At 46.1% G+C, this 11,728-nt stretch carries 8 protein-coding genes; all 8 read left to right on the top strand.

From position 1 onward, the window contains the following. Nucleotides 1-234 precede the first annotated feature (234 nt). The 8 genes from MLD56_RS01155 (at nucleotide 235) to MLD56_RS01120 (ending at nucleotide 11,686) form a co-directional block, all read left to right on the top strand. Nucleotides 235-756: a ClbS/DfsB family four-helix bundle protein gene (locus tag MLD56_RS01155; RefSeq protein WP_029516908.1), complete on the top strand. Its 522-nt coding sequence runs from the start codon at nucleotides 235-237 to the stop codon at nucleotides 754-756. Between the two features lie 75 nt (nucleotides 757-831). Continuing rightward, nucleotides 832-1,467 (top strand): uridine kinase, encoded by a 636-nt coding sequence (gene udk, locus MLD56_RS01150; RefSeq protein WP_013308305.1) that lies wholly within the window; start codon nucleotides 832-834, stop codon nucleotides 1,465-1,467. Between the two features lie 259 nt (nucleotides 1,468-1,726). Further along, nucleotides 1,727-3,286: a response regulator transcription factor gene (locus MLD56_RS01145; protein WP_241113453.1), complete on the top strand. Its 1,560-nt coding sequence runs from the start codon at nucleotides 1,727-1,729 to the stop codon at nucleotides 3,284-3,286. A 38-nt stretch (nucleotides 3,287-3,324) separates the two neighbouring features. Next, nucleotides 3,325-5,139: a cache domain-containing sensor histidine kinase gene (locus MLD56_RS01140; RefSeq protein WP_029516910.1), complete on the top strand. Its 1,815-nt coding sequence runs from the start codon at nucleotides 3,325-3,327 to the stop codon at nucleotides 5,137-5,139. A gap of 340 nt (nucleotides 5,140-5,479) precedes the next feature. Then, entirely contained in the window at nucleotides 5,480-6,769 is a 1,290-nt protein-coding gene (locus MLD56_RS01135) for an ABC transporter substrate-binding protein (protein ID WP_029516911.1), read from the top strand. A 101-nt stretch (nucleotides 6,770-6,870) separates the two neighbouring features. After that, nucleotides 6,871-7,767 carry a carbohydrate ABC transporter permease gene (locus tag MLD56_RS01130; RefSeq protein ID WP_013308301.1) on the top strand — a complete coding sequence of 299 codons (897 nt, stop codon included), beginning with the start codon at nucleotides 6,871-6,873 and terminating at the stop codon, nucleotides 7,765-7,767. Then, a complete protein-coding gene (locus tag MLD56_RS01125; protein ID WP_013308300.1) occupies nucleotides 7,764-8,588 on the top strand; it encodes a carbohydrate ABC transporter permease in 825 nt (274 codons plus the stop codon). Before MLD56_RS01130 ends, MLD56_RS01125 begins: the two co-directional genes overlap by 4 nt. A 53-nt stretch (nucleotides 8,589-8,641) precedes the next feature. Continuing rightward, nucleotides 8,642-11,686: a beta-galactosidase, LacZ type gene (locus MLD56_RS01120; protein ID WP_029516912.1), complete on the top strand. Its 3,045-nt coding sequence runs from the start codon at nucleotides 8,642-8,644 to the stop codon at nucleotides 11,684-11,686. The last annotated feature ends 42 nt before the right edge of the window (nucleotides 11,687-11,728 follow it).

The following is an 11,728-nucleotide window of genomic DNA, read 5'->3' as shown; positions in this document are numbered from 1 at the left end:
TACTCCAATAATTATAGGCATTTAAATATATATTAAAATATGTCTAATTACTTATCTTTTGTCTTAATTTTTCAATTAATTTTGCATCCTGTTTCGTGAACACGCCAAATTCTGTTTCATAAAATCACAAAAAACGATATTTTTTTATTTTTGAATAAGACATACAGTTGTCATATTGGGAATGGTACATATAAAGGGGTGAGTATCATCCATATCATTTAAAGGAGCGATGAGATGTCCAGCTACGACTACGCTTCCAAATCGGAGTTAAAGGAAGCCATTCATGCCTCCTATTTACGATTTGACGGTGAGTTTCAGGAGATCGACGAGAGCCAAAAAGATATTCGTATCCCTGAAGTAGATAAAACACCCGCAGAGATGATTGCCTACCAGCTCGGATGGCTTCATCTTGTCATGACATGGGACAGAGACGAACGGGAAGGAAAAACCGTCATCATGCCCGCCCCCAATTATAAATGGAACAGACTAGGCGAACTATATCAATCATTTTACAAGACTTACTCCCACCAATCTTTACGCGAATTACGCGATATGTTCAAGTTGACTGAGCAAAAGTGGCTGGATTGGATCGACACACTTAGCCACGAAGAGCTCTTCACTCAAGGCGTTCACAATTGGACGGGTACGAATCCAAACTGGCCCATGGCAAGATGGATTCACATCAACTCGGTGGCACCGTTTAAAACATTCAGAGCCAAGATACGGAAATGGAAGAAATACAAAGTTCAACAGTGATGAAAAAAAGTGTGCATTGTGCTACAATACTTGAGTTGTATCGGGATACATTTAGGGAAGGGTAAGTGAAACGCCATGCTTATTATTGGTATTGCCGGCGGTACAGGTTCCGGTAAATCGACGGTAGCACGCGCCGTCGTTGAGCGTCTGGGATCTAATAAAGTGACTTTCATATCTCAGGATAACTATTATAAAGACCATTCACATCTGAGCTATGATGAACGTGCTTTGGTCAATTATGATCATCCGTTTGCCTTTGACAACGAATTGCTTATTGAGCATCTCCAATGTCTGAAAAAAGGACAAGCGACACAAGCGCCCGTGTATGATTTTACGGTTCATGCCCGCTCCACGGACGAGACGGTAGAGCTTCTGCCAAATCATATCGTTATGTTGGAGGGTCTGCACGTACTGTCAGACGAAAAGCTCCGCAGCCTGCTTGACATCAAAGTATTTGTGGATACGGACCCTGATGTGCGTATTCTCCGTCGGGTTCTTCGCGATATTGAGGAACGCGGCCGCACCATCCATTCGATCCACGATCACTATCTGACTACGGTTAAGCCGATGCATGAGGCATTTATTGAGCCTTCCAAGAAATACGCTGACCTGATCCTTCCTGAGGGAGGACACAATGAGGTTGGCATTCAACTGCTGTCTATTTTGACTGAAAAATATTTGGCAGGAGATCGGACTTGGGGTACTGTATAAGGTAATCCCGGTTGTTTAAGGCTGTCGAGGTTTTCTCGGCTGCCTTTTTTGTGTTTTATATGCCATTTGGACTAATTTTTTTTGGAATCCCCGTGTGGTTTATGTTAGCATGTAAAGGTTAAATGCTTTAGATTCAAGCTAAGTTGGAAGCGTTATCAAATATGTGCCTCAGATGATATGACGTCCACGTGGTGGAGGTCTTTTTTGAATCAGGATTTTTACAAATCCTCGAATAGGTATAATTACGGAGAGTGCTGCCATGAATGAGCTATGCAACATTTTGATTGTGGATGATGAGATATTGGTACGGCAAGGAATTAAACACCATTTATCGTGGGAACAGTATGGATTTCGAATTGTAGGTGAGGCCTCCAACGGGAAAGAGGCGCTGGAGCTGATTGAAGCCTTGCGTCCTCATATTGTCATTACAGATATCGTGATGCCGATCATGGATGGCGAGGAGCTGACGCGCATAGTCAGACAGAATTATCCAGATATTGAAGTCATCGTGCTTAGCAGTTACGGTGAATTTAATTACGTGCGATCCACCTTTCAACAAGGGGTTGCTGACTATATTTTAAAGCCCAAGCTGGACACGGATGAACTACTCCAAGTCCTCCAGAGAACCGCTCGCAAAATTCCATCCATTCAATATCAGGCGGATGCTGGGAATAGTCAAATTACGATAGATCATGTGATCGAAAAGCTGATCTCCGGGTATAGCATGGACTATGACGCCGAGCTGCTGAAGCAAGCATTCCCTTATACTCGTTTTGCGCTCATAGGTATAGAACAGTCGGTACAGCAGGATAAAGGGCGCTCCATCTCTGCCTCGGACCTATTTTCCAAGCTTACAGATCGAGTATCCTCTGCCTGTGAGCGCATCGTACTGCGACAACTGCCGTCTGATGCCTATGCGGCTGTGTTTTTAGCCAATCTTGATCCACGGGAAGTAGACGCCTGGATGGCTGCGGTTAGGGAAGTTGCTCAGGAGACAAAGCGAGTCGATCCACAGACAGGCTGGGCAGTTAGCCATTTATTTGATGAGTTCAATCAGATTAGTGACGTCTATCAGGATGAACTGCCAAAACTGCTGAGTTACCGCTTTTATTTCCCAGGAACAGCGCTGTTAATAGAAGACGAACTCCCTCAGCCTGTACAAGTGAACAGCTCGTTTAACTTAAAACAATTTACAGAAGAGATGAAGCGTGAGCATTTTGATACAGCTTTTCAGGATTTGAGGTCCTATGTAGCCGCCATGTCCGGTAACTATACCTCTACCGCTTTTGAATTCAAATCGCTTCTTGGAAATATCGTGTTCAACATTACGATTTTGCTCGGGAATCAGGGGTATGATATGAAGGAGTTGGATGCGGCGAAATATTCCTATTTCAAAACAATTAATGATGCCCCTCATGTACATGAAGCTGTGCGCCTTCTGGAGGCCTTTTTGGAGGAAGCGAACAGACAGATCATGGCCAAGACACAGCCGGGAAGTAGCGCAAGCATGAAAAAACTGCTGGAGTATATTAAGGAGCATCATGCTGAAACACTCAATTTGACGACACTTGGGCAATATTTTCACTTTAACCCTTCCTACTTGTCCAGTTATTTTACGGCACACCATACAGAAGGTTTTAGCGAGTATCTGAACAAAATTCGGGTTGAAAAAGCCGCAGAGTTACTACGGTCGGGGACGATGTCCATTTCGGATATTAGCAGCATGGTAGGCTATTCGGACCCCAGCTATTTTACCAAAGTGTTCAAAAAGGTGAAGGGTTCCTCGCCCAGTCAGTACCGCCGGGAGCATCTCTATTAGAGAGTAAGTCACATCTGCCAGCAGAAAAGAGATTGAATATGAAAAGATATATGCATAAGATCAAATATCAAGGTCTGTTCTTCAAAATCTTTATTGTTATGGTGGTCAGCATCACTGCGGTGTCCTTGCTGACCTCTTTGGTGACAATTCGAATGTCTGAACGACTTTTTGCGGAGACATTCAGTATTACAAATGCCAAGGTACTCAGCCAGATTCAATCCAGCTTTGAATCCTTCAATGATTCCATCGTGAATGCCGTAACCCATGCTTCGGAAAATGGAACGGTCAAGAACTATCTGACTGGCGGTCAATCTGACTCGATTAACTCGGCGAGGACTTACTTCGGAATGGCACAGCAAATGAAGCAAATTAAATCGAACGTCGATGCCTATGATGTTGGTGTCGCTGTAACTGGTCTGAACGGTCGGAGCTTTTACTCTGACTCATCCTATTGGCCTGTAACTGCGGAAGAGCTTAAAAGCAGTGCGATTACAGCCCAAAGTGTAGCACGACCGGCACAGCTTATGTATCAATTGGATACTGAATTATTTCAGCAACAAATGAATACCACCGCGCAAAAGCCAACACCCTATATCATCGCCTCCAAACCATTTATGGAGCGGACCAGTGGCACCCTGTACGGCATGATCTACATCGCTATCCGAGAGCCTGAATTTCGCCGTTTCTACAACAATTTCACGAGCAACGGCAATGATGTGCTTATTTTGGACAAGTCGGGATTAATTGTATCAAGCAACCGCCAGGACCTGATCGGACAACGCTCCAGTGAGCTGCTAGGCTATGCCACAAAAATCAATGAACAGGGATTGAACTACATTAATGCGGATGTGATGAATAAGGAGAGTATCCTCCTTTCCAACTATATCCCTTCATTTGATTTTTATCTGGTGAACATGATCGACAGACAAGCCGCGATTGGGCAAATTATTGACGTTAAATCCGTTGTCTGGATCTGCATTGCCATCGTACTGATTGCTTTGGTGATCGTTTTTCTGATATCCCGTCGACTAATTCGTTCCCTGACTCGACTGGTGAAGCAAATGTCGACCATACGTGAGAAAAATTTTGATAATTATATCCCGGTAACAGGCAGCTATGAGGTTAGACAATTAAGTCATGCTTACAACTACATGTTGGATGAACTAAATGACTATATCCGTAAGCTTTTAGAGACGCAAAAAGGCCAACGAAACGCAGAGCTTGCTGCACTACAACGGCAGATCAATCCGCATTTTCTGTACAATACACTGGCTTCGATCAAAATGCTGGTACTCAAAGGAAACAAGGAAACAGCCGCCGAAACGATCAATGCGCTCATTTCCTTACTGCAAAATACAATCAGCAATGTGAGTGAAACAATCACCATCGAGCAGGAAATGGCCAACATGCAAAATTATGTGTTCATTAACCATGTGCGCTACGGGCAGCGGGTACAAGTGAATTATTTTGTATCACCCGATTGTCTGGAGTACCATGTGCCCAAGCTCATCATTCAGCCTTTTATCGAAAACTCTTTTTTCCATGCGTTTAATGAAAAAAATGTAGGCCACATCTATATATTGGTGTCCAAAACGGAGGATACATTGATCTGTGAGGTGGTCGATGATGGGGACGGTATGGATTTGGACGGGCATACGGCGCAAGACGGACTGCCGAATCCCAAGAGCAAGCGCCAACTGTTCACAGGCATCGGCATCCAGAATGTGCACAACCGCATTACCCTTTTATATGGAGAAGAATACGGCGTGACCATCTCCAGTAAAAAAGGCGAGGGCACCAAAGTGAGAATGACCCTCCCACTGATCGTAAAACCCACCCCACCTACCCCATAAAAAAATAGGCTGAACTAAACAAAGAAGGTGGAACAAGAACGGAGTGGGCGGAATGGTGCTGTACAAGCAACAGCGATGGGAAGCACCATCCGGCCGCGCAGTGGCGCTTAGTGAACAACTTTAGTTCAACCTAAAAAAAATACCTAAATCAAAATAAAACACAAATGTAAGCGGTACCTTTTTTCATAAATCATAATAATAAGACCAATCCGTATAAAGATATTCCTAACACCGACAAAGTATGGATGGTACACTAGATTTACAAACAAGGTAACCGCTTTCATTCAAGAGATTTAGAACTGGCAAGCAACATATAAAAAAAGAGTAGGGGTTGAACAAAATGAAAAAAATGACTTTCCTTCTGCTGATTGCAAGCTTGATCTTGCTATCCGCATGCTCCAGCAATTCCGAGAAAGCAGCTACAACCACAGATTCAGGCAAAAAAGAAATCACCGTCTGGGCTTGGGACCCGAATTTTAATATCGCAGCCCTGAAGCTGGCAAAAGATCGCTACGTTGCCAAACACCCAGATGTAACCGTAAACATTGTTGAATATGCTCAAAACGATATCGTACAAAAAATGAATGCCGGCCTTAACTCCGGATCTACTAAAGGATTGCCGAACGTGGTTCTGATCGAGGATTATCGGGCACAGAACTTCCTGCAAGCCTATCCCGATTCTTTCCATGATATGAGCAGCACGATCAAAGCATCCGACTTCGCTGATTATAAAATTGGACCGACTAGCTACAATGGCAAGCAGTACGGTGTTCCATTCGACTCCGGTGTTATGGGACTGTATGTAAGAACGGACTATCTGGAACAAGCCGGCTACAAAGTAGCGGACCTGACCAATATTGATTGGGACAAATTTATTGAAATTGGTAAAGCCGTAAAACAAAAAACAGGCAAAGAAATGCTGACTCAAGATCCGAATGACCTCGGTCTGATCCGCGGTATGATCCAAACCGCAGGTTCATGGTACCTGAAAGAAGACGGTAAAACACCAAACCTGGCTGGTAATCCAGCTCTGAAAGAAGCTCTCTTGACGTACAAATCCTTGTTCGACGCTAACATTGTTAAAATGAATGCCGACTGGAGTCAGTTCTTGGCCGCATTCAACAGCGGTGCAGTTGCTTCCGTACCTACAGGTAACTGGATTACACCTTCGATCAAAGCAGAAGCTTCGCAATCCGGTAAATGGGCTGTTGTTCCTTTCCCTAAGCTGAAAAATATACCTGAATCCGTGAATGCTTCCAGCCTCGGCGGCAGCTCCTGGTATGTCCTTAACTCGGACGGTCAAGATACCGCTGCTGATTTCCTGAAAGAAACATTCGGAACAGATACAGAGCTGTATCAAGATATGCTGAGCAAAATTGGAATTGTCGGTTCATTGAACGCAGCTTCCAGCGGTAAAGCTTATGACGTGGAGGATCCGTACTTCGGAGGCGACAAAGTATATAAGAAATTTGCAGAATGGACTAAACAAGTTCCAAAAGTCAATTATGGTCTGCACACGTATGCCATTGAGGATATCATGACCGTTGAAATTCAAAACTATCTGAACGGAAAAGATGTAGACGCAGTTCTGAAAGATGCTCAAGGACAAGCGGAAGCACAGCTTAAATAAGACAGTCCATCTAGCCAAGGCTAAATAATAAAACGAAAAGCACTTAAAACCTTGGGCTTGCGAGTTCAAGGTTTTATTGCTGCACAGGGAGTTGACATGGTATGAAGACAGCCGCGCCCAAAATAACTACAACACGTCTCAAAGCAGGTATGACAGGATGGTTGTTCATATCCATCGCAGTGATCATGATCGCCGCTTTTTATTTCTATCCGATGATTCAGGCGCTTATCTTGTCCTTTAAGACAGGTACAGGGTCTAATCTGAGCTTTAACGGCATTGATAACTACAAGCGACTCTTCACCGATAAAATGTTTATAACCGCCGTGAAGAATACGTTTATCTATTTAATTTTCCAGGTGCCTTTGATGGTCATTCTGGCTCTGTTCATTTCGGTATTGTTGAATGATAAAAACCTGAAATTCAAGGGCTTTTTCCGCACCGCTATCTTCTTGCCGTGTATCACATCCCTTGTAGCCTATTCCGTTGTCTTCAAGTACCTGTTCTCGTCCGACGGTCTGGTAAACTCCTTATTGCTGAATCTGCACGTGATTGGCACGCCCATCCAATGGATTACAGATCCTTTCTGGGCCAAGGTTACGATTATTATCGCGATCACATGGCGCTGGACTGGTTATAATATGATCTTTTACCTGTCCGGTCTTCAGAACATTGACAGTTCCATCTACGAAGCGGCCCGTATTGACGGAGCTTCCCCGATCCGACAGTTCTTCAGCATTACGGTTCCACTGCTTAAGCCGATTATCCTGTTCACTTCGATTACATCAACGATTGGTACACTCCAACTCTTCGATGAAATTATGAATATTACCAAAGGTGGGCCAGGGAACGCGACATCTTCAATTTCGCAATATATTTACAATCTGTCCTTCAAGTATTCATCCGACTTTGGTTATGCGGCGACCGTATCTTATTCCATCGTCATTATGATCATTATCTTGTCGATTATCCAGTTCAAAGTGGCAGGTGAGAAAAAATGATGAAAACAAAAAGAGCATTTACGTACGCCTTTCTGATCCTTGTGTCGTTCGTTTCGATTTTCCCGTTCCTGTGGATGCTATCCAGCGCCACGAACCTGTCGGTCGATGTGACCAAGGGCAAGCTGCTGCCTGGCTCCCATCTGATGGATAACATGCACAATTTGCTTGAAAAAGTGGACATCGTTACCGCACTCAGTAACTCTGCAAAAGTCTCCATCTCAACTACGCTGCTGGCTATGCTAATCGCGTCATTGGCTGGTTATGGCTTTGAAATTTACAGAAGTAAAGCGAAAGACGTTGTCTTCAATATCCTGCTGATGTCTATGATGATTCCGTTTGCGGCGATCATGATCCCGCTCTACCGGATGTTCGGCAGCATTTCTAATGTCATACCGTGGATCGGTATTGATACGCTCTCTTCTGTCGTCATTCCGACCGTAACTACGGCGTTCCTGATCTTCTTTTTCCGTCAAAGCACCAAGATGTTTCCCAAAGATCTACTGGAGGCAGGTCGTATGGATGGATTGTCCGAGCTGGGTCTGTTCTTCCGGGTATACATGCCTACAATGAAAACAACCTATGCCGCTGCCGCGATCATCACATTCATGTCCAGTTGGAACAACTACCTCTGGCCTCTGATTGTGCTGCAAACGCCGGAAAATCAAACGATTCCGCTGTTGATCTCGAACCTCGGCTCCAGCTATGCACCGGATTACGGTGTCATCATGATCGCCATTGTCCTGTCCACACTTCCGACTGCACTGGTATTTTTCCTGATGCAGAAACACTTTGTAGCGGGCATGGTGGGTTCGGTAAAATAACAGATTTCTGTGTACGTTCTTCATTTCAATTTTAAAAATAAGGAGTGTTCGCCTTGACCATCCAACCCCCTAGTCTGGACTGGCTGACCGACGTAACCAAATTTGCTGTACATCGGCTGCCCGCCTATTCCGATCACAAATATTACGCTACGCTTCAGGAAGCGGAGCAGCAAGCTGATATGGCTTGGCGTCATAGCCTGAATGGGAGCTGGAAGTTTAACTATGCAACAAATCCAGCCAGCCGTCCGGTAGAGTTCTATACTCCTGGCTTTGAGTACGGCGGCTGGAGTGATATTCAGGTGCCGGGTCACATTCAGACGCAAGGCTTTGGCCAAATGCAGTACGTGAATACGATGTATCCGTGGGACGGACATTCGGACGTTCGTCCACCCCATATTCCGGAGGATCACAACCCGGTCGGGAGCTATATCAAAAGCTTCGTTTTGCCGGAAAATATGGCTTCCGACGCGCAGCCTGTGTTCATTTCTTTCCAAGGCGTCGAGTCGGCTTTCTATGTATGGTTGAACGGACAATTTGTCGGTTATAGCGAGGACAGCTTCACGCCGTCTGACTTTGAACTGACACCGTTCTTGCAAGCTGGCGAAAACAAGCTGGCGGTAGAGGTATATCAAAGAAGTACAGGGGCATGGCTGGAGGATCAAGACTTTTGGCGTTTTTCCGGTATTTTCAGAGACGTATATCTCTATACCATCCCTACGGTTCACGTACGTGACCTGCATGCCAAGGCAGATCTGGATGCTTCCTACACACAGGGCCTTCTGGAGCTGAAATTGACCTTGGAAAAACCAGCAACTGCCTATGCAACTGTCGATGTGAAAAATGCTGTCGGCCATGTTGTAGCTTCTTTGAAAGCTGACTTTACGGATGGCACCGCTTCGCTGTCAGCAACCTTGGAGCAAGTGCAGCGCTGGAGCGCGGAGAAACCCTATTTGTACACGTTGTTCATTCAAATTTATGATGCCAGTGGATCGCTCGTGGAAGTTATTCCACAAAAAATCGGCTTCCGTAAATTTGAGTTGATCAACAAGGTCATGCATTTGAACGGCAAACGTATCGTCTTTAAAGGTGTGAACCGCCATGAATTTAACGCTCGCACCGGACGTGCGATTTCCCGTGAAGATATGCTGTGGGATATTCGGACGCTCAAGCAGAATAATATGAACGCTGTCCGCACCTCTCATTATCCAAACCAGACTCTGTGGTATGAGCTATGCGATGAGTACGGAGTCTATGTAATTGATGAAATGAACTTGGAAACACACGGTTCCTGGCAAAAACTCGGTGCCGTCGAGCCATCGTGGAATATTCCTGCCAATCTGCCTGAGTGGCAAGATATCGTCATGGATCGCGCCATTTCCATGCTGGAACGGGACAAAAACCACGCGTCCATTCTGATCTGGTCCTGCGGCAATGAGTCGTATGCAGGCGAAGTGCTGCGCAATGTAGCTAACTATTTCCGAACCACCGATCCGAGCCGTCTAGTGCATTACGAAGGCGTGTTTCATAACCGTACGTACGATGATACTAGCGATATGGAGAGCCGGATGTACGCCAAGCCTGCAGATATCGAGCAATACTTAAACGATAATCCACAAAAGCCGTATATCAGTTGCGAATATATGCATGCGATGGGTAATTCTGTGGGCGGCATGCACAAGTATACCGAGCTGGAGAGCAAATACGAGCTGTATCAGGGCGGTTTTATTTGGGATTACATCGATCAGGCGGTCATGAAAAAAGATCGCTACGGACGCGAGTACCTCGCGATCGGCGGCGATTTTGATGACCGTCCAACAGACTATGGCTTCTGTACGGACGGAATTGTCTATGCGGACCGGAAGGTTTCACCGAAGATGCAGGAGGTCAAATTCCTGTACCAAAATTTGAAGCTCACCCCGGATCGCAGCGGTGTAACCATTCGCAATGAAAACCTGTTCGAAGGAACGGGGGACTACGAGCTTGTATACAGCCTGCTGCATGAGGGCCAAGAGATCGCACGTAATGCCATTCATGTGGATGTGGCGGCTCAGACCGAAGCGTATATTCCACTGACGTTCCCAAGCACAGACGAGAAGCCCGGTGAGTACGTCATTCACACCGCTCTGGTTTTGAAGGAAGCGACACTCTGGGCTGAGGCTGGACACGAAGTGGCCTTCGGACAGCATATTTTCATCGTGGAAGATCCAAATCCGCTGCAGCTCCCTACGGTCGGTGCCTTACGAGTGGTGCATGGCGATGTAAATATTGGCGTTCACGGTGCAGATTTCAGTATCATGTTCTCCAAAGGAGCAGGTAGCCTGACTTCACTTCGCTACGCCGGACGTGAGATGATCGCTACACCTCCTGCTCCATTGTTCTGGCGGGCGACCACAGACAATGATCGGGGAACCGCACTGGGCTTTGAAGCCGGTGGCTGGTTCGCTGCAAGTCTGACACGTAAATGCGTGGGCATCGAGGTCACGGAAGAGCAGACAGACCGTGTAACTGTTGCATTCCGCTACACGCTGAGCATTCATACGGACGCACAGGTAACGGTAGCCTACACCGTCTTGGCAGATGGCAGTCTGAACGTAAAATCGACTTATGAAGGCGTCTCAGGACTGCCTAACCTGCCGATCTTTGCCCTTTCGTTCAAGGTTCCGGCAGACTACCGCCATCTGGACTGGTACGCGATGGGACCGGAAGAGAATTACATCGACCGTGCCTTTGGCGCGAGACTAGGCGTATTCCGCAACGAAGCTGCGGATAACGTATCCGGGTATGTCGTGCCGCAGGAATCCGGCAATCGTACAGGCGTGCGCCGTGTCGATATTACCGACGATTCCCAGCGAGGCATTCGCATTACTGCACCTGCCACCGCGCCTGTGGAATGTAATATTTCGCCGTATACAGCGTTTGAGCTGGAAAGTGCCTACCATCTATATGAGCTACCCAACGTGTACTACACCGTTGTCACCGTAGCTGGCAAGCAAATGGGCGTAGGCGGCGACGATAGCTGGGGAGCCCCGGTACATGAAGAATACCAAATTACAGCCGATCAAATGCTGGAATTCGAGTTCACCGTGCAGCGGATATAAATAAACTCCCCGTATAGGCAAGTATATATAACAAAAGCCCTT

The organism is Paenibacillus peoriae, from assembly GCF_022531965.1.
GTDB lineage: Bacteria > Bacillota > Bacilli > Paenibacillales > Paenibacillaceae > Paenibacillus > Paenibacillus polymyxa_D.
This window is presented reverse-complemented; position numbering and strand designations above follow the sequence as displayed.

What these genes read in the sequence shown, in the direction of transcription:
- MLD56_RS01125 (WP_013308300.1), top strand. Translation starts at nt 7,764, where the DNA reads ATGATGAAAACAAAAAGAGCATTTACGTACGCCTTTCTGATCCTTGTG.
- MLD56_RS01155 (WP_029516908.1), top strand. Translation starts at nt 235, where the DNA reads ATGTCCAGCTACGACTACGCTTCCAAATCGGAGTTAAAGGAAGCCATT.
- MLD56_RS01140 (WP_029516910.1), top strand. Translation starts at nt 3,325, where the DNA reads ATGAAAAGATATATGCATAAGATCAAATATCAAGGTCTGTTCTTCAAA.
- MLD56_RS01130 (WP_013308301.1), top strand. Translation starts at nt 6,871, where the DNA reads ATGAAGACAGCCGCGCCCAAAATAACTACAACACGTCTCAAAGCAGGT.
- udk (WP_013308305.1), top strand. Translation starts at nt 832, where the DNA reads ATGCTTATTATTGGTATTGCCGGCGGTACAGGTTCCGGTAAATCGACG.
- MLD56_RS01135 (WP_029516911.1), top strand. Translation starts at nt 5,480, where the DNA reads ATGAAAAAAATGACTTTCCTTCTGCTGATTGCAAGCTTGATCTTGCTA.
- MLD56_RS01145 (WP_241113453.1), top strand. Translation starts at nt 1,727, where the DNA reads ATGAATGAGCTATGCAACATTTTGATTGTGGATGATGAGATATTGGTA.